Consider the following 25941-nt stretch of genomic DNA (forward strand, 5'->3'; position numbering starts at 1 on the left):
TTCCGGAAATTTGAAAGGCATTGACTCCAATTCATAGGATGAGTATCGATTATCCTATTTTTTTGAGCCTTTGTAATTTCGTTTATACTGACGTTATAACTGGTTCCTAATATGCAAATAGAGATGACGATTATTAAAGGGAACTTTTTCATAGTCGTGTTATTTGAATTTAAATGAGAATTTAATTGGAGATAATGTGAAAAAAATCAACAATTTTTAAACGTATTCATTGTTTGGTGATATAAATTTAATAAATTTTGCTTAATTAACATAATTATTTCAGGTGTTAATCCGAAATTCATGCAATGAATCATGATCAGAAAATTTAACTTGATTTGTTTCAAAATTTTTAATATATTATGAATAAAGTCCATTATTATATTAAAAAAGCGGGAGTATTTGCGCTGGAATTCAGGAGGTTTCAGCTTATTAATTATAGGAATAATGATGTTTCAGGAACTTCGTGATTTAATACCACAAAGTAATATGCCGTTAAAAAAATCGTTATCTTTGATAGATCAAAGAAATATATGAATTTTGTAGAGTGTCATGAGGAACCTATCCATATTCCTGGGTATATACAAAGTTTTGGATACCTGATTGGCATTGATGCAGAATCTCAATCCATCACTTTTTTCAGCCGGAATATTACGGATATATTTAAAGTCGGAAATGCGGAGCTGCTTTTTGGAAGAGGCCTTATGGATTTTCCTGAAATCTTCCGGACTGTTATTGACTCCGATCTTTATACTTCCCTGCAGGACTTTACAAGAAGAGAAAATGAGACCCATTTCGATAAAGTATTTATCGGTGATAAGGAATATCATTTTTCCGTTTTCAGAAGCGGTAAACACATTTTCCTTGAATTTGAGGCGGTACTGAAAAATCCCAACAAGCGCATTTCTAATAAGTACGACAATTTTTATGTCATAGATAATGAAAAGGAGCTGTGGGAGCAATTGCTAAGCACGCTTTCTAAAATTGTGAATTATGACCGGATGATGGTTTATAAATTTATGATGGACGGCTCGGGAAAAGTGATTGCAGAAAGAAGGAATGATAATATGGAGAGCTATCTGGGACTTTATTATCCTGAATCTGATATTCCAAGACAGGCCAGAGAGCTTTATTTAAAGAAAAGAAAAAGAATATTCAGTAATGTATATGCTGAAACGGTTCCGCTGATAAGCAGAACGGATGAAAATATTGATCTTACTTTTGTGGCTTCAAGAGGAATGTCGCCTATTCATGGCCAGTACATAAAAAATTCCGGAGCTTCTTCCAGTTTCAGTGTATCTATTATTATTGAGGATCATCTTTGGGGTTTGGTTACCTGCCAGAACTCGGAGGCAAAGCATATTGATCTTGAAGATAGGGTACAGGCAGGAATTTTTACGGCTCTGGCTTCCAATGCCTATTCTTCGTTCAAGTCTAAAAATGAACTGAAATACCGTCTGGAGCTGAACGAAAAATCGTCCCAGCTGAAAGCGGAGTTTTTGAAACATAATAATCTTTTTGATTCACTAGCAGACAATAAAGGAAAGATAAGAAAGCTGCCTGAGGCAGACGGTTTAGCTATTATTTCGGAAGGAAATACAGTGACTGTTGGAGTGGTTCCTGAAAACAGGATTATTGATGCCATTGCACATTGGGCTCTTGAGAATACTGCTGACAGTATTTTTGTGAGCAGAAGCTTCCTTAAAGATTATGGAAAGGAGCTGGGACTGGACGAAAATGCAGCCGGAATCATTATTTATTTTATTGAGAGAAATAAAAAGGAAATGCTGATCTGGTTCCGTAAAGAGTTTGATGAACATATCGACTGGGCCGGAAATCCTGAGAAGAAAGTAGAAGTATTGCTGCAGGACGGTAAGGAAATACAGGTTGTTTCGCCAAGAACCTCTTTCCAGATTTTTACAGAAAATATTAAAGGAAATTCAAAGAGATGGAATTCCAGAGATATCGTTTCGGTGCAGGCTGTCCGCGATGTGATCCTTGAAACCTCGCACAAGCAGTACAATGCGATCAAAGCGCTAAATAATGAGCTGAGAAAGGTAAATGAAGAGCTTGACAGTTTTTCTTACACGATCTCTCATGATCTGGGGACACCTTTGACCGTGATGAAGCTGAATGCACAGATGTTGCTTTCTAACTTTGAAAAAACAGAAAAAAATAAAAATAAGCTGAATTCCATTGTTGAAGAAATCGACAATATGGCGGAAATGATGCATGATGTACTGCAGCTCAGTCGCGCCAAACACAGCGAGATAGAACTGGAACGCCTGCAGCCTCTGAATACGATCCAGAAAATATCGGAAAATGCAAAGATCACCTTCGATAGCCCGAAAAGTATAATCACGATTAAGGAGTGCCCCGATGTACTTTCGGATAAAACGATGCTTCATCAGGTATTTTTAAATATTATCAATAATGCAGTGAAATATTCTTCTCATCAGGAAGAGCCGAAAGTGGAAATCCGGGGAACTGAAGAAAACGGGACTGTCGTGTACAGGATTTCAGATAACGGTATTGGAATTCCCGAACAGGAAAAACATAAAATGTTCAAGATATTTAACAGGATGGATAATGCTAAAACCTTCAAAGGAAATGGGATAGGATTGTCTATTGTGCACAGGATTATGAAGCGTATCGGAGGAAATGTGGATTACGAGAGCAATAAAGGAGGAACTTGTTTTATTTTAACGTTTAAAAAACCCTAAATTTGGGAAACTTTAAATCCTTATTTATGGTATCAGAATATCTTAAGCAAAATACAGCGGAATATCACGATGCAGCAGAGAAACTTTTCAATTCTGAAAAAATTTTCAATAAAACCTTTACCTTAGAAGATTACAAAAAGATCATCAATACGAATTATCTTATGCTTCTTCACAGTGAAGATAAAATATTCAAAAGTCTTTCCGATAAGTACTCCGAAAAACTTCAGCTCAGCGACAGGAAAAAGCTTTCTCTTATCGAAAAGGATCTTGAAAGTCTTTCTCTGGAAAATCAGAATGCTTCCCACAATCTTGAGTTTAATAATGAACATGAAGCTTTGGGAGCAATGTACGTAATTGAAGGTTCTACTTTAGGAGGAAATGTAATCGCCAAACAGCTTTCTAAAACAGAGGGTTTTGATGAGGTGACCTTCAATTTCTTCGGATGTTATCAGGAAAATACGGGCTCCATGTGGAAGAACTTCAAAGAGGTTTTAGATACTGAAGTTACCGAGGAACATTACAATGAGGTCCTTTCGGGAGCAAAAAAGCTATATACGTTTTTACTGAACGTCAATTAATTTCAACGAACCCTAATTAAATTCCTGAAAAATTGCCCACATTTTCAGGAATTGTTAAATTTGGGCGTTTCAATTTTTAGACTAAACTAAAAAATAATTTAAAAAAAGTATACAATATGAAAGTAACTGTAGTAGGTGCAGGCGCTGTAGGAGCAAGCTGTGCAGAATACATCGCAATGAAAAACTTCTGTTCAGAAGTAGTTTTAGTAGACATTAAAGAAGGATTTGCTGAAGGTAAAGCAATGGATTTGATGCAGACTGCATCGCTTAACGGATTCGATACAAAAATTACCGGAACAACAGGAGATTACAGCAAAACTGCAGGTTCTCATGTGGCAGTAATCACTTCAGGTATTCCAAGAAAACCTGGAATGACAAGAGAGGAACTGATTGGTATCAACGCCGGTATTGTGAAAGAAGTTACTGAAAACTTAGTAAAGAATTCTCCGGAAGTTATTATCATCGTAGTTTCTAACCCAATGGATACTATGGCTTATCTGGTACACAAAACTTCAGGTCTTCCTAAGCACAAGATCATCGGAATGGGTGGTGCATTGGATTCTGCAAGATTCAAATACAGATTGGCTGAAGCATTGGAAAGCCCTATCTCTGATGTAGACGGTATGGTAATCGCTGCACACAGTGATACAGGAATGCTTCCGTTATTGAGCAAAGCTACAAGAAACGGTGTTCCTGTAACTGAATTTTTAAGTGATGAGCAACAAAAATATGTAATTGAAGAAACTAAAGTAGGAGGGGCTACATTGACTAAATTGTTAGGAACTTCAGCTTGGTATGCACCAGGTGCAGCAGTTTCTGTAATGGTTCAGGCAATCGCTTGCGACCAGAAGAAAATGATCCCTTGCTCTTTAATGCTTGAAGGTGAATACGGACAAAATGATATCTGCTTAGGTGTTCCGGCTATTATCGGGAAAAACGGAGTAGAGAAAATTGTAAATGTAACGCTTACTGCAGATGAGCAGTTGAAGTTTGCCGAAGCAGCGAATGCGGTGAGAGAGGTAAACGGAGATCTTAAGTTTTAATTGATTTAAGCTTTATAAAAAGCCTCAGCGCGGCCGAAGGCCGCGCTGAGGCTTTTTTATTCCAGAGGCCAATTCCTCATTTATTACTTGTGTTTGCTTATGAAATGCCAAACTGCATTCACAAATTCTCTATTTTTCTCATAATACAAAAGATGTCCCCCATCAATGGCAACCACCTTTTGATCTGGAAACCGGAATGTTTTATAATGCATGGTTCCTACGGCTTTGTCCATTTTTCCAGTGATAACTAAGACTGGAACATGAATATCTTTTGTGATCGGTGCATAATCAGTATAATATTCAGGGAACTCTTTTGGTTTTGAAATCACGGCCATCCCAAAATCTATGATTCTTGGGTGAAGAGAATCTATTTTATCGGTTTGTCTGATGGTTTCAATATCTTCGGTAAGGAACTTATATCCGATTCTTTTCTTTCTTAAGGCAGCACTAATTTTTGATAGTTCAGAGGAAAGACTGTCTCTGGGAATTGCTTTATTCTGCAGTTGAAGAAGATTGTTTCCATATTCTATTTGCTCTTTCAGGGTTTCATCGTTGAGGAAATGAAGTGTGATATTAGCCAAAATTAATCCCTTTGTGTGCTGAGGATATTTTTTTGCATAATTAACCGCTATAATTCCTCCGAAAGAATGAGCCAGTAGAAAAACTTTATCAAACTTCAGGTGTTGCCTCAGTTCTTCAATATCCTGAACCATTGCATCCAGGTGATAATTCTCTGATTTCCCGGATTCACCGGATCCCCGCTGATCCATATAAACCATCTGCATGTTTTTTTCAAGGTTGTTTCCACCTAAAAGTTCAAATGACGGATATCCCTGCCCAGGTCCTCCCGGAACATAAATGCAGGCATCTCCTTTTCCGGAAACTTTATATCTGATCTTAACATGATCAGAGGTTTCAAATGATTGTTCTGTACTGCTTTTCTGTGCTGAAATACCAATTGCAGCAAGGAATAATAACAGGAGAAAGTGGATGCTTTTCATATCATAATAACAGTTCATGGAGAAGATTTATTACTTCATGGCAGGTTATTTTTTTCTGCTTTTAAGTTCAATCATCTGCATCGATTATTGTATAAAAAATCCTTATACAGCTATAAGACTCTGTACTTTCACTTTTTAAAATGAACTTTACAGATTTCAAAATGTTGAATTTTAAAATTTACTGTAGATTTCTTCTTTGCTTTTCTTTTTTGAGATTTTGCCAGTTAATGATATTGACGACGACTAAAGGGAATAAGCAGATGGGAATGATCATGATTGGGCTGAAGCCTTTCTTAAGCATCAGGGCCATAGAGGCAAGAAAAAGAAGAGTTATTGATACACCAAGCATAACAGTAAGTATCTTCAGTTTTTTTTCATTACTGATCAGTTCTTCATCGGTGTATTCGGATATCGGTTTACTTCTCATATTAGTTTTTTTTGATGACTTCCAGGGTTCCTATGTTCCCGACAGGTGCAATGATGATGTTTTTATTTCCCTTTGATACATAAAAATAATATGTACTGTTGATATCAATCAAATAAATATCTGCAGGTGCTCCTGAGCCGGAAGTTATTTTATAATTATATTTTAAATCCTGGCTTTCAATTCTTTTTTTGATGATGTTGCCCTGTCCGATACCTAAACCCACAAATAAAGCGAGAAGTTCTATCGCCACCAGTAAGCCAAATATTGGAATCATCGCTTTTCGAAGGCCTTTCTTATCAACTTCACTGTCTATTTTGTAGCTTCCCAGCAATTTCTTACCCCAGTTTGTATGACTGTTTCTGAAGATAATAGTCTGAATAATAAAGAAAAAAAGAATGACAGAGATCACCACGATGATCAGAATAGGACTCGAAGTCATATCTGCAAGCGGGCTGATCAGGATATCCGTGATCGATGAATATTTCAAAATATTTACATCCAACTGATAAAAAAGAATACTTTCCTTTAAAAGTCCAAGAATGATAAGATATAAATATCCCAAAGGCAGTAATCCCTGAATTTTTTCTAAATATTTCATCGTACTAATATATTATTTTATCCTGATATTGCAGTATCTTATAGATAACATATTACGGGATGCATTTTTATTATCATTATGGGAAAAAGATTGCATGAAAATATCAGCTAAAAGACTTTCTGAATTCCAAGGGAGAAAGACTGGTTTTACTTTTGAATAGCTTGCTGAATGATTGAGAGTGCTCAAAACCTAATTCATAAGCAATCTCACTGATCGACAGCTGGGTGGTGGATAATTTTTCTTTTGCTTTTCCGATCAGTCTTTCGTGGATGTGCTGTTGGGTATTCTGGCCGGTAAGAACTTTTAGCAAACCGGTTAAATAACCTGGAGATACATTCAGTTCATCAGCAATATGCTGCACACTTGGTAGCCCTTTGGTGATAAGATCTTCGCTGTTGAAATAATCAGCAAGCAATGTCTCCAGAGAATCCAGGATTTTATGGCTGGAAATTTTGCGGGTAATAAATTGACGCTGATAAAAACGTTCCGAATAATTGAGCAGCGTCTCAATCTGTGAAATAATAATATTCTGACTGAATGTATCAATATTGGAACGATATTCCTGGTGAATATTCTGAACAATATTATCAATGATATTTTCCTCTTTCTCGGATAGAAACAATGCTTCGTTCACGGAATAATCAAAGAATTCATAATTTTGTATAGTCTTTGCCAAAGGAGTGTGCCAAAGAAAATCGGGATGAATGAGCAGTATCCATCCCGTATGTTTTGTAATTGAATCCGGATCTCTTTTAATGCTGAAAACCTGTCCCGGAGCCATAAAAAACATGAATCCTTCATCAAAATCATACTGCTGCTGACCATATTTTATCTTTGTGAGAGATGTTCGCTTAACAGAAATAGAGTAGAAGTCAAGGATCCAGCTCAGTTCAGCTTCATTTGCATCATCCTTAATCGTACTGTAATCTACAACACTGATAAGCGGATGCTCAGGTTTGGCCAGGCCACGGAACTGGTGAAATTCACTGATCGTTTTGATTCTGATGGGCTGCTTCATATCACAAAATTAATTATTATTGATGATAAGCTGCTGCAAATTCTTTTGCAAATTCTTTCAGTTTTACTTTTCCTAAAACAGGCTTGTGCAGATAATAATCTTCGTATAAAACGCTATTTCCTCTTGCTGCATTCATCTCTACAAAACCTTTAGCTGTTTTCGGATTCATTCCTGCGTTTACCATACCTTTTAGAAGGTCTTCATCAGAAACAGTTAGCCATTTAAGATCTGTTTTACCAATAGCTTCACCCAATGTTTGGGCAATTTCGTTGGGTGAGAGTTCTTCGCTAGCAATGTAACGGATTTCTCTTCCACTGAATGGTTTTTCAATCTCTTCCGCGATGGTACTGGCAATATCCAGTGGCGATACCCAGGGTTCTTTTTGATCTCCACCATAATTTTGAATGATTAAGCCCTGTGATTTGATTGTAGGAATGAATGAGAACATATTATAATAAAACCCGACCGGACGCATAAATTTAATGGAAACATCATCCGGAAGCTCATTCAGTATTTTTTCTACATTATAATGAGATCTAAGAATCCCGTTTCCCTCACTCATATGTGCTCCGATACTGCTTAAATGAACAATATTCTTTACGTCTGATCTTTCAAAAGCCTCTTTGTAGTTTTTTGCGATCTGGATATTGGCCTCTATAAAATCAATAGTATGATCAAAGAATACGCTGGCATTCAAGGCCTCCATAGCATACACAACATCTGCACCTTTAAAGGTTTCTGCTAAAAAATCAACATCTTCCATGGATCCGATTGCGGCTTTTGCTCCTAAAGCCTCAATTTCGGGTTGTCTTTCACTGCTTCTGCTGATAACGGTTACAGAATGTCCTCTGCCTGCCAATTCTTTTGTCAGCGGTTTGCTGATATTTCCTAATGAACCTGTTACGATAATTTTCATTTTGACTTTTTTTGTTGAAGCAAAATTCCATAATTGTTAAAAGATATTTGTATCCGAATCTGCTTTTCGCGTAGTCAAATCTGGTAGTAATAATTCTAAATAAAAAAGAGCGGTAAAAACCGCCCCTCATTTATCTAACAATAATTTCTTTCTAAAAATAAACGCATCCGCATCCGGTTTCCCAAGGCTGACATAAGCGTTGTGGTTCATCGCAGCCACCGCCAGGATTTCCACCACCGTCAGATCTGTAGCAGGTTCCGTTGCTGCAATAGTAAGATCCGCTGGTAGGAGGGCAGTTTCCATCCATATCACACAATGCATAGGCAGTATCACCCCCGCTGATAATTCCCAACTCTTTTCTTGTTAATTTCTTTAGATTTTTCATAGCAGTTAATATTTTAGTTTGTTGATTACTAAGATATAAAAATTTTAATACACGTGGATGTGATTTAAATGCATTGTTTTAAATTAAAAGAAAAAAGGATAGTAACAAAACTGCGGGAGAAAGTTTTTCTTTTTCCCGCAGTGAATAACCGGTACGTTAAAAATTAGGCGTTCATCATGCTAAAAGCTCCTTCGGAATTTGCAAAAAAGTTGTTATAGAGAACTTCAGTAATTCCTACACGGATTTCGTAAGTATCATTAATAAGGGCATTTACAAAGCTGTCTGCTACCTCTGATGCAGGGATACCATTCTCTCTACCTCCGATTTCTGCTGAAAAATCTGTATTAACAAGAGGTGGCATCAATTCAAAAACTTTAACAGAAGTGTCTTTTGCCAGCTCATGCCTTAATATTTTAGTGTAAGAATGGAGTGCTGCTTTAGAATCGGAATAAGTAGGAACGTGGGAACCCGGAGCAAATGCTACAATAGAAGAAACATTCACAACTGCAGCGTTTTCCTGTTGTTTCAGTAAGGGAAGTAACTTTTCGGTCAGACGAATGGGAGCAAAATAATTGGTTTCAAATTCAGCAACTGCCTTGCTATACGTGTCTGATGTATCAGAGATTGTATAAGCATAGGCATGTCCGGCATTGTTGATCAGAATATTCAGCCCTCCGAAATTCACTTTAATTTCCTCGATCAGACGGTTTACATCTTGTTCATTGGTAATATCTGCCTGAATAGTAAAGACATTTTCAAGACCTTTTGCTGCTGCATCAAGCTTTTCTTTATTTCTTCCTGCAATAATAATTTTGTTTGTTGTGCTCAGTGCTTTTGCAATTTCTAATCCGATTCCTGAGCCTCCGCCAGTAATTAAAATCGTGTTGTCGGTAATGTTCATAACATTTTTGGTATTAAATTAATAGGTATTTTAAATTGTACTAAATGGTACATAATTGAATAAAAAACTTTAACTGAGTATTTTAAGATTCATTTCAATAATGCTTTTAAGAATTTCCGGTGAGCCTTCCATTCTTCTCGTAACATGAATCCCGTTCCATAAATTGCTCAGGTACCACCCGGTCATTTCGGGATCTTCGATACTGGTGATCTGTCCGTTTGCCTGTGCATTTTTGATGGTTTCTGCAAACAGTGTCTGCAGTTTTTTCAGCAATTGGACTGTTATTTTTTTTATTTCAAGATCTTTTTCAGAAAGCTGAACCAAGGCATTTCCTAAATAGCAACCACGTTCTTTATCGCAATCAGAAGCGTCAGCAAGATCCAGGAAAAACTGTCTGATGAATTGTACTTTGTCTTCAGACTCAGCAATGCCGACTGAAAGCTTTTGATAAAAATATTCTGAAAACTGGGTGATCGACCGGATATAAAGTTCCCGCTTTCCACCTTTAAAAGCAAGATAAAAACTGCCTTTTCCGATACCCATAGCGCATAATAACTCATCAGCAGAAGCTGTATCATAGCCTTTGTTTCTGAAAACTTCAGTTGCCTTTGCAACAGCTTCCTGTTCGTCAAATATTTTAGGTCTTCCTGCCATTGGGATTATTTCTGAGACAAAGGTATGTTATTGTACTGTTTGGTACAAAATAATATTTTCAATATGTTTTATAGTTTCTGTCGATATAAATTAATGAATAGAGTAAAACTGCATCATCCTATAGATCTAAAGTCATAAAAACAGCAGTTTCTTCCGGGTTTTTATAGAGTCTTGTATTAATTCCTGTGATGCTGAAGCCCATTCTTCTGTAAAACTGTATGGCCGGATAATTGGTATTTTGCGTTTCAAGCTCAATGATTCTGCAGTTTAAATGTCTGGCTTCCCGGACAGCATTTTTGATCAGCTGCGCCCCGGTTCCATTTCTTCTGAATTTTTCATTGATCAGAATATTCTCAATGTAAAAGCTGTTGTTCCATGTCCGGTGCTCACAGATGATCCAGCCTATCAGTTCATTATCTTCAAAAGCTCCGAAAGAATGTCCTTTTTCAATGATTTCATTAAGTTCTTCAAGCTCATCCGAATGGGTTTCCCAAATCTTAGAGTAGGGCATAGATTTTTCTTTTAATACAAATTCAAAAGAACCGCCATATTCAACAAAAGAAATGGATAAGATCTTATCTGTGGTGTATCCGTTAAGTCCCCAGTGTAGGGTAGGGTTTTCAGTCAGTTTTTCTAATTTTTTTATTTCCATGGAAATGCGGAATGTGATTGGTTTATTGAATTTCTGTACAGATTTCTACTAAATAATGATCAGGATCTTTGATATAGGCTACTTTCTGTCCCCACGGTTTTACTGCAGTACCTTCATAAAGAACGGCTCCGTTTTTAACTGCTTTTTCTACCAGTTTCTCAACATTATCTGTTGTAAAACCCAATTCAATTCCGAAAGGTTTTTCTTCAGATTTGGAAAACAGAAATCCTTGTTTTATATTGGAACTGGCCAGACTTATAGATGCGAAAGAAAGACTCGTTTCCCCGGTAAGAAGTTCTCCGTAATCTTTTTCAGGAGTGATGAATTTAATGGGCATATCAAATGTTTGGTGATAAAAATTCATTGATTTTACAACATCTTCAACATATAAAATGACGTATTTGAATTTGATCATAGTAATAGCTTATTTTTTATTTAAAATATATTCTTCGTCAGTAATCAGTTCTACAAAAGGACCATTCCGCGGATAATATTCCATTCCTCCGAAATGCCCGAAGTGAAGCTGATATTTCTGTTCCAGTTGACGCATTTTGTTTCCAAAAGTATTTATATCGACATTTTGAACTGTATTTTCCAGCTGTCTTCCGTTGGAGAAAAAAAGCATTAGATTGGAATGCTGTTTAAAATCGCAATGATAATAATAGAACACGTGAATATTTTCTTCAGTACATATCCGGGTCAAATCATTGACCAGATCTTTTTTGTTTGCTGAAGGCAAATTACAATCAATCCTGACAGAAAGGTTTTCAGCATTGTTTTTCTTGAAATCGGAACCGGTGATTTGCAGAAAACTATGCTCTATAGTTTCAAAATTTTTCCTTTCCGGACTGAACCTTCTGCTTGATTTTACTTCAAAAGGCAGATCAGTCAGAACTGCATTGTGATGAATCAGCAACTGTTCTATTTCCGAAACAAACTGAAAATGCTCATCAAAAAGAGTATAATCGCCTGTGGAAATCAATAATTGGCTTTCATTGATCTTAATATCTAAATACAATCTTTTAAAACGGAAATGCAATTCCCCCAGTTTTTTGATGAGATTTTCGGGATGATCTACTGAAACCCGGGCTTCTAACTCAGCCGGATTGTCAGCATGCCCTCCAAAGCCTTTGAAAAACCTGAAAAATTGGAAATTGTATACATTTTCCGGAAATTTAAAATACCAATATACTCCTAAAATCATTTCTGCACTTATTGGTTTAATAGACGGTTCTCAAATTTAAAGAAAATTTCACACTCCAAAACTTTCAAAACCCGTAAATTTGTGGTCAACAAAAATTTACTAGATGCTTAGGAAAATTTCAATTGCGGCAGTAGCTTTATTGTCCGTGATTACAATCAATGCTCAGAAGAACAAAAATTCTCAATTAGAAAGACCCAAATTAGTCGTAGGATTAGTGGTAGATCAGATGAGGTGGGATTATCTGTACCGTTTTTACAGTAAATACGGAAATGACGGTTTCAAAAGACTCCTGAATACCGGATATTCTTTAAATAATGTTCATATCAACTATGTACCTACTGTTACGGCTTTGGGACATACCAGCATCTATACAGGTTCTGTACCTGCGATTCATGGTATTGCCGGAAATGACTGGACGGATAAAGAAACAGGGAAAAATGTTTACTGTACAACAGATGAAAACGTTCAGCCGGTAGGAACAACCAATACAAAAATAGGAAGCCATTCTCCAAAAAACCTTTGGTCTACAACCGTAACGGATGAATTGAGACTGGCTACCAATTTCCAGGGAAAAGTGATCGGGGTTTCGTTAAAAGACCGTGCTTCCATTCTTCCAGCGGGACATACTCCGAACGGAGCTTTCTGGTTTGATGACAGTACCGGAAGCTTTATTACGAGTACATGGTATATGAACGATTTGCCTCAATGGGTTAAATCTTTCAATTCGCAGAACCTGCCTGAAAAATTAGTGGCAAACGGATGGAATACTTTGCTCCCGATTAATCAGTATACAGAAAGTTCTCCTGACAATTCTTCTTGGGAGGGGCTGTTGGGAAGTGCAAAAACTCCTGTTTTCCCTTACAGTAATTTAGCACAGGATTACCAGGCAAAAAAAGATAATATCCGCTATACACCTTTCGGAAATACGCTGACGCTTAAATTGGCTGAAGCTTCTGTGGAAGGTGAAAAATTAGGAAGTGATCAGATTACCGACTTTTTAGCGATCAACCTGGCTTCTACAGATTATGCAGGACATAAATTCGGTCCGAATTCTATCGAAGTGGAAGATGTTTATTTAAGACTTGACCAGGATCTGGCTCAGTTTTTCAGCTACCTGGATTCAAAAGTAGGAAAAGGAGAGTATACTGTTTTCCTTTCTGCTGACCACGGTGGAGCTCATTCTGTAGGATTCCTGAAAGAACATAAAATTACTACAGGATTCTTTGGTGAAGGAATGGAAAAAGATATCAATCAGAAGCTGAAGGATAAATTCGGAGTCGATAAGCTTATTAATGCAGTAGACAACTATCAGATCTATTTTGACAGAAAGCTGATGCAGGATAATAAAATTGAACTGGATGACCTGAGAGACTTTACGATAAAAGAGCTTCAGAAAGATCCTACTGTTTTATATGCTGTTTCTGTGGATGAAGTTCAGGAAGCTACTATTCCGGAGCCTATCAAACAGAGAATCATCAACGGGATCAACAGACAGAGAAGCGGAGATATTCAGCTGATTTCTCACGATTCCATGCTTCCTCCATATTCTAAAACAGGAACTACCCACAGCGTATGGAATTCTTATGATGCACACATACCATTGATCTTTATGGGATGGGGAATCCAGAAAGGAGAAAGTAATAAGCCTTATAATATGACGGATATTGCACCTACCGTTTCATCATTACTGAAAATTCAGTTCCCGAGTGGAAATATAGGAAACCCAATCACAGAAGTTATTGGAAGATAAAATCACAAAAAAGCATTTCGAAAGGGATGCTTTTTTTATTATCATTCATAGCTGATCATTTAACCTTATCAGCCCCTTGAATCTATTCTTCAGTAGATTCTATTTAACAGATTGAAAAGTGAAAATAAAAAAATAACCAAAAAACTCGCAGGATTTTCTGCGAGTTTTGTTTTATTGAATTGGAATTATTCTTCATCTTCAGGATTACCTTCATCTTCTTCATCCTCATATTGTTCGAGGTAATAAGTGAAGCTGAAATCTTCTGTTTCATCTTCTGCATCTTCAAGAGTTGTCAGAAGATCTTCAAAGATCTCAAGCTGGTCTACCGTCATATTCACAAATTCAATGTGAAGCGGCAGCTCCAATCCTCCGGTAATAATGTCGGAAAGAGCATCAAGATTATCTCCAAAATGTTCTGGAAGACTAACTTTTTCCTTTAATTGGGTATAAAAATCTTCATAGTCTCCTATGTCTGTAAAATCGATATATATTGTCTTCATATAGAATTAAATTTCCAGTTTTTATTGATCAAAAATGTTTTGCATTTATTGCAGAAATCTGTTTCTTCATTGGTAGGATTTCCTCCTTCTGCATCCCTCATAAAACATGTTTTTTCGGGACAGTGTTTTAATCCCTGCGTATGTCCGAGTTCATGAATGGCTATTTTAAAGAACTGTTGATCGGTATTATTTCTGTTGAGTCTGTATTGAGAGGCTACACAGGCTTTTCCTGGTCTGTAACCGAGTCCCATAATCCCATAGTCTTTTATTTTACCTTTGGTAACGCTTATATCTTTTGAGGTTAATCCAATGGTTACAAAGCCTTCTTTTGTTCTGCTGCTCAGAAATTTAATGATAGAATCTGCCCTGTAGCGGTTCCTGTCTTTGTAGTATGCATTCTCAGGAAGATCAATTGCTTCAAGAATTTTCACATTCGGGTAGACATTTCTGATTCCTTCAGAAGTTTTCTTCACATTTTCAGAGCTGATATCTTTGAACGGTTGAATCAGTATGGTTATAGGTTTATTGTTCCTTACAGGTGGCTGCTGTTTTTCCGAGCATGAAAATGCTAAGAATAATGATGTCATAAGGACATAAAGACTATTGCTTCTCAAAACTTTTATAATGGTTTTTAGTCAGATAAACATCACCATTTTCCGTAAAGATAATCCGGTCTGCATTTCGGTTTCCACAGCTGTAATTTACATCAGCTTCATAATATTCTTCACCCTGAGGAAGTTTCTTTTCGCGGTTTCCGAACTTATCTCCGCCTATAGCCTTGCCTGGCAATACATCGCAGAGGTTACCTTTTGAAGCATTCCAACCCTGTTTTCTAGCCTCATTTTTAGTGATATAATAATCAGGAAGTCTGTGATTCTGCTTTACATAATTAATGACCGTTTTCTCCTCTGTGAGCCGGTCAATAGGCTGCGAGGAATGGTTTGCATTATTACTTTGGGAATGTGGAGATTCACTTCCATAGCTTGTAGCCTCTGTTTTTACAGTCTCTGTATTTCCCTTTTTGTCTACAATAAAGTTATTGTAAATATACATCGCGGACATTCCGAAAAGAAGTCCCAGACAAATAAAAAATACTGACCTTATTTTACCGTTCATATATACATCTTATCATTCAAAACTAATCGTTTCTCCATTCCTCAGGAATATCACAAACCGGAATAGGATTTATTTTATGCTGAGCTGCTTTATGCATTCGGTCAAAAATTAAAAATACCTCTTTATCGCGACCCTCATAATCATCTGCAGTTTTAGTTCCGTATTCTTTTTGAATTTCCTCCAGTTCCGGATATGTTGCTCCGATTTGATCTTCGTCGGTTCTGTCTGCATCCCAAAGTCCGTCTGTCGGAATTGCATTTTGAATACTTTCGATAAGGTTTAATCCTTTTGCCAACTTATAAATCTCAGTTTTATATAGATCAGCAATTGGAGAAACATCTACACCACCGTCCCCGTATTTGGTATAAAATCCGATTCCGAAATCCTCCACTTTGTTTCCGGTTCCGCAGACCAAAAGCCCGTGAAGTTGCCCAAAGTAATACAATGTCAACATTCTGAAACGGGATCTGGTATTGGCAAGAGCAAGATTGTTACTCCATCTTCCTTCAATATGATCTTCAACGACATCTTCAAAAGTTTCAAAAACAGGAGTTAGATTGATGGTTTTACCCTGAACGTTTGGAAATCTTTTTTTAAGATCTTCAATATGATCCTGAGCACGGTTGACCTGGTCCTGTTTCTGACGTATCGGCATTTCGAGAAGTAATACTTCAAGTCCGGTCATTGCACAAAGCGTGGAAACTACTCCAGAATCTACACCCCCGGAAACACCTATTACATATCCTTTTACATTAGCTTTTACAGCATAATCCTTTAACCATGCTACAATATGATCTATTACTTTTTGAGTCTGCATTATTTATTTTTTTAGTCTATTACAAATTCTTTAGGCATTTCTACGCCTTTTACATTTTTTAATACGTCTTTTATCATTTCCACAGCCATTGCATTCACTTCACGAATTTCAAACGGAAAAGAAATCCAAAATTAATGGTTTTTTTGTAACCATACTATGGTAAATATTTTTCACGTCTTAGCTCATACCAGTTACAGATTCCGTCAGGTTCTGTGAATTCACCGGTTTTTTCAAAGCCTAATTTCTTTAAAATATGATTGGATCCTTCATTTCCGGAATGGGCATGTGCGTAGATCACATCAGCTTTCATGTCATTAAAACCAAGCTCCAGGGATGCTTTTGCAGCTTCCAGTGCATAACCTTTTCCCCAGAATTCAGGTAAATAACGGTAGCCAAGATCGAGTATGTTTTTATAACCATTGATCTCTTCGGTCAGTAATTTCAGCCCGCTCCAGCCAATCAGCAGCCCGGTTTCTTTTTCAATAACAGCAAGCCTTCCTATGCCGTTTTCTTGATATTGCTTCTGAATCATTCTGATTACAGCTAATGATTCCCTTTGTTCTGTGAGTACCGGAACGCCGATATATTTCATCACTTCCGGGTTAGAATCCAGCAGAAACATCCGTTCAACGTCTGATTCTTCAAATTTTCTTAAAATAAGTCTTTCTGTTTCTAGTTTCATGGTCATAATTATTGTTCAGCTCCGAAAATGGTTATATCAGTTTTCACTCCTTTCTTGATGTCTGATTCCTTCATTGGATTCCCGCCTATATTCAATGTTTGAAGGGCTGGATTTTTTGAAATGTCAAGTTTCTGGATCTTATTGTGCTCTACGTTTAATTTTCTTAAATTTTTGAGCGGAGTGATATCAACCGCTTTTAATTGATTTAAAGATAATGTTAATTGATCAATTCTTGGGGTTTCCTTTAACGAAATATTCTCCAGAAGGTTGTTGTCAAGATACAAGGAAGCCAAGCTTTTAAGACCTTCTGCCCTAAAAGAAGAAATCTTGCATCCTGTACAGGAAAACAGCTCGAGCTGTGGTAGTCCCATAATCGAAACATTCGGAATGGTATTATCATCAAGCACGATCATCTTGGCATTGCTAAAAAGGAGCATATCATCAGCTGATGTAATGCCTTTCTGAACCAGAAATAAATTGGTGATCATATCAGCTTCCAGTTTCTCCAGTGAGCCGTTTTTATTGAGATCAAAATTTTCAAGGACAGCTTTTTCAAAGTTCGGATCCTTAAAATTAAGTTTTTGGGCACGGAAAAGAAAAAATCCTGAAATAATAAGGCTGAAAGTTGCAAATATTTTAATTTTCATCATCGAATGTGTTTTTAATCCTTATTTTTGTACACTTAAATTTCATGTAAAAATAATGAAGATTTTTAGAATTATTGCCCTTTCTTCTATTTTGGTTCTCGCTTTGTATTCCTGTAAAAAAGAACCTGAGAACCAATGGAAAATAGAAGTAAAAGCACCTGCCGAAAAAGTTGAGATGACAGATATTTCCAAAGAATTCTATAATCAGGATATTCCTCTGGACCAATTCAAGGCTAAGTTTCCCTGGTTTCAGGGAACGGTTTCCGATGCGGATTTTGGAAAAAGAAGATCAGATGCAGAAGAGATTAAGATCTATAAAGAAGCAGCTGCTAAAATAGATCAGGCGAAACTTCAGAAGGAGCTTCAGGATCTGTTTTCTCATATCAAATACTATTTTCCACAGTTTAAAAGTCCTAAGGTTTACCTTTTTTCATCAGCACTTCAGATGGTTCAGGATCCTATTTTTTACGACTCAAAAGGGAATCTTCTGTTCATAGATATTACCGGCTTTATGGGAGATGGCAATGCCAATTACAAAGGACTTGAACTATATTTTCAGAAATCGATGAACCCGCAGAATATTATTCCGAAAGTTTCACAGATTTTCGCCGAAAGTATTGTGACGGAATCCCCTGATCATCAGAAATTCATAGACAAAGTTATTCTGAACGGAAAGATCATGATTTTGCAGGATGCTTTTCTTCCGGATACACCGGATTACCTGAAAATGAACTATACCAAGAAACAATACGACTGGGCTGTTGCCAATGAAGCCAATATCTGGAATTATTTCGTAGAAAGTAACCTGATCTTCGGCGATGATCCAAGACTGGTAGAACGTTTCATTTCTCCGGGACCATTCTCAAAATTTTATACGGAAATCGATAATGAATCTTCACCTCAGATCGGAATTTTTACCGGATGGCAGATCTGTAAAGCCTATTTCAGACAAAAACCTGAAACTAAACTCGTTGATTTTTTAAAGCTTGATGCTACCAACATCTTTAATGAAGCGGTTTACAAACCTAAAACCCCGTAATAGTAATAGTCAAAATAATATAAACCTTCAAAGTAATTTGGAGGTTATTTTTTGATTTGAAAACTCAGGGTTTTTGCATCTTAATAAAGCGAAATTTTTTTTACATTAATCAGCATTTTCAGATGAAGATAAGTTCGTAGAAATTTTAGATAAGCTGAAGAAGTAGTAACTTTGCGGAAAAATTTTAGATTGATATGAGAAAAACTCAGATTACAATAGATGTAGAGTTGGATGAAAACCACATTCCTGAAAATATAACATGGAACGCCCAGGACGGCGGTGTGGAAAAAGAGGAAACAAAAGCAACAATGATCTCTGTTTGGGATGATAAAACAATGGAAGCTTTAAGAATCGATCTTTGGACAAAAGAAATGCCGGTAGACCAGATGAAGATGTTTATTCACCAGATTTTGGTATCTTTAGGCAGTACGTACCAGAGAGCTACCGGGGAAGAGGATGTAGCACAATGGCTGGAGCAGATTGCAGATGAGTTTGCTATAAAATCAGCCATCAGAATGTAATATCCAAACTACGCACCAATCACAAAATTATATGAAAAAAGCACTTTTACTCATCAGTACAGCGGTATTGTTGGCCGCGTGCAATAAAAAAACCGAACTCAAAGAAACCAAAACAACAGATTCTGTTGTAACGGCTGAAAAACTTCCGGCTTCTGAAAACAAAGATCTTTCCGGTACGGAGAAGGTTTCTGAAAATGCGGCTATGGAGATCACCTTATTCAAAGAAAAAGAAATCCCTGCAGACATGCTAAAGGGAAGCCTTCACCCACACGATATGGAAGGCGAATCTGTCATGGAGCTTGTTCCCAGCATGGACGATTTCATTAAAGGAAACGGCTCGGATATTGCTTATATAGATGATTCCCTGAAGAAAATAATTCTCAAAATCAACGGGAAATTTGAGCAGCTGAAAGAAACAGGTAAAGATAAATACGAAAATAGTGAATACCTGGTTTCTTTTACAACCACAGTTCCCGATAAAGTTCCGGAAGAAATAGACGTTCTTGCGTATGCTTTTAACGGAAAACTGGAAGTGAAAAGAAAATCTGATAACGTTTCAAAGAGCCTTGATTTTTTTATGGGAGGCTTATAAAAAATAAAAATATTATGAATTTTAATACAAAAGTAATTCACGGAGGGCAGCATCACGAGTCTGCAACAGGTTCTGTTAATGTTCCTGTATTTTTAACTTCTACATTCGCTCAAAAAAGCCCGGGAGTACATTCCGGATATGAATATTCAAGAGCTGCCAACCCTACAAGACAGGCTTTGGAAGACTCTCTGGCAAGCATTGAGAACGGGGCAAGAGGACTTGCTTTCGGTTCAGGATTGGCTGCCATCGACTGTGTTTTGAAACTACTGAATCCGGGTGATGAGGTAGTAGCGGTAGATGACCTTTACGGAGGTACTTACAGAATGTTTACAAGACTTTTCGAAAAATATCAGCTTAAATTTACTTTCGTGAACTTTGATGATGTTTCGAAGATTGCTGATGTAATCACGGACAAAACAAAACTGATCTGGGTAGAAACCCCTACCAATCCTTTGATGAAGCTGGTAGACATCAAAGCGGTAGTGGAAATGGCAAAAGGAAAAGATATCTTGGTTGCTGTGGACAATACTTTTGCAACACCATATATTCAGAGACCTATTGATCTGGGAGCAGATATCGTTATGCACTCGGCTACAAAATATTTAGGCGGACATTCAGATGTTATCGCCGGAGCACTGATCGCAAAAGATGCTGAACTGGGAGAGAAGCTTCACTTTATTCAGTTTGCGAGCGGTGGTATTTTAGGACCTCACGATTCTTACCTTGTTTTAAGAGGAATCAAAACTTTAGCATTAAGAATGCAACGCCATTCAGACAACGGACTTGCTGTAGCGAAGTACCTTGAAACGCATCCTGCAGTAGATAAAGTAATTTATCCGGGACTGGAATCTCATCCTCAATATGAGCTTGCCAAATCCCAAATGAAAGAATCAGGAGGAATGGTTTCTTTTACGTTCAAGTCAGGGAAAAAAGAAGATGCTGTAAAATTCCTTGAGAAAGTAAGAGTGTTTACTCTGGCTGAATCTCTAGGAGGGGTAGAGTCTTTAGCGAATCACCCTGCATTGATGACGCACGCTTCCATTCCTGCCGATAAACGTGAAGAATTAGGTATTACAGACGACTTAGTTCGTTTGAGCGTGGGTATCGAAGATGCTGAAGATCTGATTGCAGATCTTGAGAAAGCTTTTTCTTAACACTTTAAAATAAAATATAATGAGAAAGATTCAGTTTTTTTTGATCTTAAGTTTTGTCAGTCAGATGGTATACTCACAGGTAAAAACTACCGACGAATTGTATAAGACAGCTAAAAAGCTGGACAGTCTGGTATTTGATGTCGGATTTAATAAATGTGATCTTTCTCATTATAAATCTATAGTCAGTAAGGATCTGGAATTTTATCACGATAAAGGAGGAATTACTTCCGGTGAGCCTGCTTTTACCGCTTCTATTAAAAACAATATCTGTGGTAACCGAAACAAAGTAAAGCGTGATCTCGTGCCTAATAGTATGAAAGTCTATCCTTTATACAACAATAATGTTCTGTACGCTTTCATAGAAGAAGGAGAACATGAATTTTTCGAATTTTCCAATGGCAAATGGAATCAGGGGAGTAGGGCGAAATTTACTATTTTGTGGATTCTGGAAGATAAGCAGTGGAAGATGAAAAGGGTATTGAGCTACGATCATCATTTATAATCATATGAAAAATACCAGAAAGGCAACCTTTGAAGATATGGATCAATTGGCAGAATTATTTGACCAATACAGAGTTTTTTATCACAAAGAATCTGATATTCCTGCAGCTGAACATTTTCTCAGAGATAGAATAGAAAACAAAGATTCCGAAGTTTTTGTAGCGGAACAGGATGGCAAACTAACAGGATTTGTTCAGCTGTATCCAATATTTTCATCCACAAGAATGCAGCGATACTGGCTGTTGAATGACCTTTATGTTAATGAAAACCATAGAGGCAAAGGCTATTCCAAAGAGCTGATCGAAGAAGCCAAAGGGTTGTGCAGATCATCCAATGCCTGCGGAGTTCTCCTGGAAACAGGAAAAAACAACGATGTGGGAAACCAGTTGTATCCCGCCTGCGGATTTGAACTCTATGACTCTGTGAATTTTTATGAATGGACGAACAGGGAAATGGAACAAAAGTAAATTGTGAATGATCAATAGTCAATTGTGAATTTCACTTTACATATCATTCATCAATTATAATTTATCACTTATCATTAATAACTTATAACTCGAAAAAGCATGTCTGATTTTCAAAAATACGTACAAAGATATCTGGACCAGATTCCTTCAGAGGACTGGATCGGAGAATTAAAATTATCAGGAGAAAAAACAGTAGAAATATATGCAGCCCTTACAGAAGGACAGTCTCTTTTTGCCTATGCAGACGGAAAATGGACCCTGAAAGAACTTTTACTCCACCTGTCTGATGCCGAAAGAATATTTCAGTACAGAATTCTGGCTTTTGCCAGAGGAGAAAAAGCCCAATTGCCCGGCTTTGATGAAGAAGAATATGCTGCGGCCTCTTTTGCCAATAACAGATCATTGGAATCCCTGCTGGAAGAATACAAACTTGTAAGAAAGTCTTCACAAATCCTCATTGAAACCCTTGAACCCGGTGTTTTAAATAATACAGGCATAGCTAATGGAAATAAACTGGCTGTGGAAACAATCGGGAAACTGATCGTGGGACACAATTATCATCATTTAAATATTATTAAAGAGAGATATTTGCCGGGCTTGAAATAGGGTTTGGGTTTGTAGAATGAACAATCAGGAACAAAGAGATAAGATCTATGATCCATGATAATTCGTGAATGATATTTAAATTCAATAGGAACGGGCTTTAGCCTGTTTTTTTTGGATAATCAGTCAAATATGACTTTAGCCAAAATATAGATTAAAAAATATTATTTTTGGTTAAAACAACACAAATGTCATTTATTAAAATTTATATTCATCTTGTTTTTTCCACAAAAAACAGAGTTCCACATCTGGATACATTTGATTTGAGGGTTAAAGTCTGGAAACATATCAAGGAAAATGCTTCTCAAAAAGGAATTTATTTAGATATGGTTAACGGCTATTCAGATCATTGCCATTGTCTGATTTCACTAGGATCGGGTCAGAATATGGAAAAAATAGTACAATTGCTAAAGGGAGAATCTTCTTTTTGGATTAATAAAAATCAACTTACTCGGGAAAAATTTTCATGGCAGGATGAATATTTTGCCGTTTCTGTTTCGGAGTCAAAGGTTGAGACTGTGAGAGAATATATTAAGAATCAGGAGAAACATCATCAGAGAAAAAGTTTTAGAGAAGAATATCAGGAATTTCTTGAAAGGGATAATTTCTTATAGGTTTTGGCTAAAGCCAAATGTTATGGAACCTTATTTTAAACGGGCTAAAGCCCGTTCCTATTGAATTTTTGTATACATTTTTTGTCAAAAGCTTGTACATTACTTTTAAGAGACCAATATATTCAATAGAAATGGGCTTTAGCCCATTCAACAAAAGAAGACCTATTATTCAGGTTTTAGCCCAATTTAAAACATTCATCTAAACAAAAACATTTATCCCATATTTTTTTGGATGAACCTTCTTGTTTTTTTACCTTTATACAGGTTTTTATGCCTTATTAAATTATGGAAAACATTATCGAAATATTAAAATCCGGCGGAACGATTCTTTACCCTACAGATACCATTTGGGGAATAGGTTGCGACGCCACCAATATAGAAGCTGTCAATAAGATTTTTGACATCAAAAAAAGGGAAAAAAACAAATCCATGATCATTCTGGTGGAATCTGAAAAGAGACTTCAGGATCTTGTAGATGTTCCGGAAATGGCTTGGGAAATTATTGACCTAAGCGAAAAACCGGTCACCATTGTTTATGAAAATCCCCGCGGGCTTCCGAAAGAACTCCTTGCTGAAGATGGAAGCATAGGAATAAGGCTGGTAAAAACTGATTTCTGTAAAAAACTGATCACCAAGCTAAACAGACCTTTGGTTTCCACTTCCGCCAATTTCAGTGGGGATAAAAGTCCTTTGAAGTTTTCCGATATTTCTCCGGAAATAATTAAGCTGGTAGATTACGCAGTAGAGGAAGACAGAGAAAAAGTTTCAAAATATTCGGGTTCTTCCGTGATAAAAATATGGAGTGATAACAGAATTAAGGTTCTTCGTGAGTAAAATTCTATAATAATTCCTTCATTTTAAAATCTTGTCAATGTATATCGGCAGGATTTCTTTTTTTTAATTTCTATCTTTGCATTCTTCAACTGATAAAAGAAGTGCCATGAACCACCAAAATTTTGCTGAAGAATGGATCCGTGCCTGGAATTCTCATGATCTTGAAAATATACTGTCTCATTATGCCGAAGATATAGAGGTGACAACACCAATGATTGCCTTGGCTACAGGAGGAAAAGAGAATACATTGAGGGGAAAAGAAGCGGTCCGTGAATACTGGAGAAAAGCACTGGACAAATTTCCCGATTTGCATTTTGAATTGATAAGATCAACAGCAGGCGTCAATTCGGTGGCATTGTTCTACAAATCTATTATGGACAAACATGCTGTGGAAGTTATGTTTTTTGACGGTGGAGGAAAAATTAATAAAATGTATGCCCATTATGATTAATGGAAAAGATGCATTGACAGAAAAAAGACGATCTATTTATTAACGATGAAAATTAATCTTACCCAAAATAAAAATTTAAAACTATTTAAGATCATTGCCGATGCTGCGGAAAAGAATAATCAATCCGTATACATTGTCGGTGGTTATGTCCGTGACCTCCTGATGAAGAGGACTGCATCTACAGATATAGATTTTGTGACGGAGCAAAGCGGTATTGAGCTTGCCCAGACTGTTGCGAATGATATTGATCCTAAATTAAAAGTTTCTGTCTTCAAAACGTACGGAACAGCCATGATCAAATACAAAGATCTTGAGCTTGAATTTGTTGGAGCCAGAAAAGAAAGTTATACCGAGAACAGCCGAAAACCTGAAGTAGAAGGCGGGACACTTGAAGATGATCAGAAAAGAAGAGATTTTACCATCAATGCCATGGCGATTTCTTTAAATAAAACTAATTTCGGAGAACTGATAGACCCCTTCAATGGTGTTGAAGATCTGGAAAAAAGAATTTTGAGAACTCCTTTGGAACCGGCACAAACCTATTCTGATGATCCATTGAGGATGATGAGAGCCGTTCGTTTTGCTTCAACATTAAATTTTGTCATTGAAGAAAAATCGCTGAACGCTATAAAGCAGGAAGCAGAAAGAATCAAGATCGTTTCTATGGAAAGGATCATGGTTGAATTCAATAAAATTATGATGTCCAAAAAACCTTCTGTAGGATTGGGATTAATGGAAGAAACAGGCCTTTTAAAGCTGATCATTCCCGAACTGATTGAGCTAAAAGGAGTAGAAGAAGTAGAAGGGCAGACCCATAAAGACAATTTCTACCATACCTTAGAAGTGGTAGACAATATTTCTCAAAATACAGATAATCTTTGGTTACGCTGGTCCGCTTTGCTGCATGATGTAGGTAAAGCGCCAACCAAAAAATTTGTAGAAGGAACAGGATGGACTTTCCATGGTCACGAGTTTTTAGGCTCAAAAATGGTGAAGACTCTTTTCCACCGATTAAAACAGCCGTTGGGAAGCGATATGAAATATGTTCAGAAAATGGTAAAGCTTTCATCCCGCCCAATTGCCCTGATCACCGATGATGCTTCAGACTCTGCATTGAGAAGACTTTTATTTGATGCTGGCGAAGACCTGGAAGATCTGTTTACCTTGTGTAAAGCAGATATTACCACCAAAAACTCCAAAAAGCAGGACAGATTCAAGAAGAATTTTGAGTATGTAGCAGTGAAGATCAAAGAAGTGGAGGAGAAAGATCAGGTGCGCAATTTCCAGCCGCCAATCACAGGAGAAGAGATCATGCAGATGTTTGATCTTAAACCCGGAAAAGAGATCGGAATCCTTAAAGAAAAAGTAAAAGAAGCCATCCTGGAAGGTGAGATTCCCAATGATAAGGAAGAAGCTGAAAAGTTTGTGATTGCAGAAGCTGAGAAGCTGGGATTGAAGTGTAATTAAACAAAAAGGCTTCGGCGGGACTTTGTCCCGCCGAAGCCTTTTTTATCAGTAAAAACAAAATCAGGCCGCTTCGGAGAAGCGGCCTGAAA

32 protein-coding genes are annotated in these 25941 nt (G+C 37.0%); 15 read left to right on the forward strand and 17 right to left on the reverse strand.

The annotated features are described in order from the left end of the window. Positions 1-530: 530 nt before the first annotated feature. The 3 genes from DRF61_RS10525 (at position 531) to DRF61_RS10535 (ending at position 4341) form a co-directional block, all read left to right on the forward strand. Positions 531-2720 carry an ATP-binding protein gene (locus DRF61_RS10525; RefSeq protein WP_111956737.1) on the forward strand — a complete coding sequence of 730 codons (2190 nt, stop codon included), beginning with the start codon at positions 531-533 and terminating at the stop codon, positions 2718-2720. 26 nt (positions 2721-2746) lie between these two features. Continuing rightward, entirely contained in the window at positions 2747-3298 is a 552-nt protein-coding gene (locus DRF61_RS10530; RefSeq protein ID WP_111956910.1) for a biliverdin-producing heme oxygenase, read from the forward strand. 116 nt (positions 3299-3414) lie between these two features. Further along, positions 3415-4341, forward strand: a complete 927-nt coding sequence (locus DRF61_RS10535) for a malate dehydrogenase (protein ID WP_111956739.1) — start codon at positions 3415-3417, stop codon at positions 4339-4341. 83 nt (positions 4342-4424) lie between these two features. Here DRF61_RS10535 and DRF61_RS10540 read toward each other — a convergent pair whose 3' ends face one another. The 11 genes from DRF61_RS10540 to DRF61_RS10590 all read right to left on the reverse strand — a co-directional run bounded on the left by DRF61_RS10540 (position 4425) and on the right by DRF61_RS10590 (position 12097). Further along, a complete protein-coding gene (locus DRF61_RS10540) occupies positions 4425-5360 on the reverse strand; it encodes an alpha/beta fold hydrolase (protein WP_111956741.1) in 936 nt (311 codons plus the stop codon). 160 nt (positions 5361-5520) lie between these two features. Continuing rightward, the gene (locus DRF61_RS10545) at positions 5521-5769 is read right to left on the reverse strand and encodes a redox-active disulfide protein 2 (protein ID WP_111956743.1); all 249 of its coding nucleotides are present in this window, start codon (positions 5767-5769) and stop codon (positions 5521-5523) included. Position 5770: 1 nt separating this feature from the next. Continuing rightward, complete coding sequence (locus DRF61_RS10550; protein ID WP_111956745.1) at positions 5771-6367, reverse strand: hypothetical protein; 597 nt, start codon at positions 6365-6367, stop codon at positions 5771-5773. Positions 6368-6470: 103 nt separating this feature from the next. Next, on the reverse strand, positions 6471-7385 hold the full coding sequence (locus DRF61_RS10555) for a helix-turn-helix domain-containing protein (protein ID WP_111956747.1): 915 nt from the start codon (positions 7383-7385) through the stop codon (positions 6471-6473). 16 nt (positions 7386-7401) lie between these two features. Continuing rightward, the gene (locus DRF61_RS10560) at positions 7402-8301 is read right to left on the reverse strand and encodes an NmrA family NAD(P)-binding protein (RefSeq protein ID WP_111956749.1); all 900 of its coding nucleotides are present in this window, start codon (positions 8299-8301) and stop codon (positions 7402-7404) included. A gap of 151 nt (positions 8302-8452) precedes the next feature. Further along, positions 8453-8686, reverse strand: a complete 234-nt coding sequence (locus DRF61_RS10565; RefSeq protein WP_111956751.1) for a bacteriocin-like protein — start codon at positions 8684-8686, stop codon at positions 8453-8455. Between the two features lie 163 nt (positions 8687-8849). Next, complete coding sequence (locus DRF61_RS10570) at positions 8850-9587, reverse strand: SDR family oxidoreductase (RefSeq protein WP_111956753.1); 738 nt, start codon at positions 9585-9587, stop codon at positions 8850-8852. A 69-nt stretch (positions 9588-9656) separates the two neighbouring features. Beyond that, positions 9657-10241, reverse strand: coding sequence for a TetR/AcrR family transcriptional regulator (locus DRF61_RS10575; protein WP_111956755.1), 585 nt, complete (start codon positions 10239-10241; stop codon positions 9657-9659). 118 nt (positions 10242-10359) lie between these two features. Beyond that, on the reverse strand, positions 10360-10893 hold the full coding sequence (locus DRF61_RS10580) for a GNAT family N-acetyltransferase (protein ID WP_111956757.1): 534 nt from the start codon (positions 10891-10893) through the stop codon (positions 10360-10362). A gap of 22 nt (positions 10894-10915) precedes the next feature. Beyond that, the gene (locus DRF61_RS10585; RefSeq protein ID WP_111956759.1) at positions 10916-11308 is read right to left on the reverse strand and encodes a VOC family protein; all 393 of its coding nucleotides are present in this window, start codon (positions 11306-11308) and stop codon (positions 10916-10918) included. 9 nt (positions 11309-11317) lie between these two features. Beyond that, a complete protein-coding gene (locus tag DRF61_RS10590; RefSeq protein ID WP_111956761.1) occupies positions 11318-12097 on the reverse strand; it encodes a hypothetical protein in 780 nt (259 codons plus the stop codon). A 103-nt stretch (positions 12098-12200) separates the two neighbouring features. On the opposite strand from DRF61_RS10590, the gene pafA reads away from it, so the two are divergent. Next, positions 12201-13847 (forward strand): alkaline phosphatase PafA, encoded by a 1647-nt coding sequence (gene pafA, locus DRF61_RS10595; RefSeq protein ID WP_111956763.1) that lies wholly within the window; start codon positions 12201-12203, stop codon positions 13845-13847. A gap of 185 nt (positions 13848-14032) precedes the next feature. Here the strand turns inward: pafA and DRF61_RS10600 are convergent, their stop codons facing one another. The 6 genes from DRF61_RS10600 to DRF61_RS10625 all read right to left on the reverse strand — a co-directional run bounded on the left by DRF61_RS10600 (position 14033) and on the right by DRF61_RS10625 (position 17612). After that, positions 14033-14347: a barstar family protein gene (locus DRF61_RS10600; RefSeq protein ID WP_111956765.1), complete on the reverse strand. Its 315-nt coding sequence runs from the start codon at positions 14345-14347 to the stop codon at positions 14033-14035. Further along, positions 14344-14934 (reverse strand): matrixin family metalloprotease, encoded by a 591-nt coding sequence (locus DRF61_RS10605; RefSeq protein WP_111956767.1) that lies wholly within the window; start codon positions 14932-14934, stop codon positions 14344-14346. The genes DRF61_RS10600 and DRF61_RS10605 overlap by 4 nt, the downstream gene beginning before the upstream one ends. A 13-nt stretch (positions 14935-14947) precedes the next feature. Further along, on the reverse strand, positions 14948-15463 hold the full coding sequence (locus DRF61_RS10610) for a ribonuclease domain-containing protein (RefSeq protein ID WP_228452635.1): 516 nt from the start codon (positions 15461-15463) through the stop codon (positions 14948-14950). A gap of 22 nt (positions 15464-15485) precedes the next feature. After that, on the reverse strand, positions 15486-16280 hold the full coding sequence (gene nadE / locus DRF61_RS10615) for an NAD(+) synthase (RefSeq protein WP_111956769.1): 795 nt from the start codon (positions 16278-16280) through the stop codon (positions 15486-15488). A 154-nt stretch (positions 16281-16434) separates the two neighbouring features. Further along, on the reverse strand, positions 16435-16962 hold the full coding sequence (locus DRF61_RS10620) for a GNAT family N-acetyltransferase (RefSeq protein WP_276527420.1): 528 nt from the start codon (positions 16960-16962) through the stop codon (positions 16435-16437). Positions 16963-16970: 8 nt separating this feature from the next. Continuing rightward, positions 16971-17612, reverse strand: coding sequence for a leucine-rich repeat domain-containing protein (locus DRF61_RS10625; RefSeq protein ID WP_111956773.1), 642 nt, complete (start codon positions 17610-17612; stop codon positions 16971-16973). A 52-nt stretch (positions 17613-17664) separates the two neighbouring features. Between DRF61_RS10625 and gldB the strand changes: the two genes are divergently transcribed. The 11 genes from gldB (at position 17665) to DRF61_RS10680 (ending at position 25852) form a co-directional block, all read left to right on the forward strand. Next, positions 17665-18648 (forward strand): gliding motility lipoprotein GldB, encoded by a 984-nt coding sequence (gldB, locus tag DRF61_RS10630; protein ID WP_111956775.1) that lies wholly within the window; start codon positions 17665-17667, stop codon positions 18646-18648. A gap of 194 nt (positions 18649-18842) precedes the next feature. Further along, positions 18843-19169 (forward strand): gliding motility protein GldC, encoded by a 327-nt coding sequence (gene gldC, locus DRF61_RS10635; RefSeq protein WP_111956777.1) that lies wholly within the window; start codon positions 18843-18845, stop codon positions 19167-19169. A 31-nt stretch (positions 19170-19200) separates the two neighbouring features. Beyond that, positions 19201-19761 (forward strand): hypothetical protein, encoded by a 561-nt coding sequence (locus DRF61_RS10640; RefSeq protein WP_111956779.1) that lies wholly within the window; start codon positions 19201-19203, stop codon positions 19759-19761. An 11-nt stretch (positions 19762-19772) separates the two neighbouring features. Beyond that, the gene (locus DRF61_RS10645) at positions 19773-20915 is read left to right on the forward strand and encodes a cystathionine gamma-synthase (protein WP_262484397.1); all 1143 of its coding nucleotides are present in this window, start codon (positions 19773-19775) and stop codon (positions 20913-20915) included. Between the two features lie 19 nt (positions 20916-20934). Beyond that, entirely contained in the window at positions 20935-21417 is a 483-nt protein-coding gene (locus DRF61_RS10650) for a nuclear transport factor 2 family protein (RefSeq protein WP_111956781.1), read from the forward strand. Positions 21418-21421: 4 nt separating this feature from the next. Next, complete coding sequence (locus DRF61_RS10655) at positions 21422-21883, forward strand: GNAT family N-acetyltransferase (RefSeq protein ID WP_111956783.1); 462 nt, start codon at positions 21422-21424, stop codon at positions 21881-21883. Positions 21884-21982: 99 nt separating this feature from the next. Beyond that, entirely contained in the window at positions 21983-22489 is a 507-nt protein-coding gene (locus tag DRF61_RS10660) for a DinB family protein (RefSeq protein ID WP_111956785.1), read from the forward strand. Between the two features lie 185 nt (positions 22490-22674). Next, positions 22675-23100 carry an IS200/IS605 family transposase gene (gene tnpA / locus DRF61_RS10665; protein ID WP_111956787.1) on the forward strand — a complete coding sequence of 142 codons (426 nt, stop codon included), beginning with the start codon at positions 22675-22677 and terminating at the stop codon, positions 23098-23100. 285 nt (positions 23101-23385) lie between these two features. Further along, complete coding sequence (locus tag DRF61_RS10670) at positions 23386-23934, forward strand: L-threonylcarbamoyladenylate synthase (protein ID WP_111956789.1); 549 nt, start codon at positions 23386-23388, stop codon at positions 23932-23934. 106 nt (positions 23935-24040) lie between these two features. Next, positions 24041-24385, forward strand: coding sequence for a nuclear transport factor 2 family protein (locus DRF61_RS10675; RefSeq protein ID WP_111956791.1), 345 nt, complete (start codon positions 24041-24043; stop codon positions 24383-24385). Between the two features lie 45 nt (positions 24386-24430). Beyond that, the gene (locus DRF61_RS10680; RefSeq protein WP_111956793.1) at positions 24431-25852 is read left to right on the forward strand and encodes a CCA tRNA nucleotidyltransferase; all 1422 of its coding nucleotides are present in this window, start codon (positions 24431-24433) and stop codon (positions 25850-25852) included. Positions 25853-25941: the final 89 nt, after the last annotated feature.

It is taken from the genome of Chryseobacterium lathyri (genome assembly GCF_003290185.1).
Classification (GTDB): Bacteria; Bacteroidota; Bacteroidia; order Flavobacteriales; family Weeksellaceae; genus Chryseobacterium; species Chryseobacterium lathyri.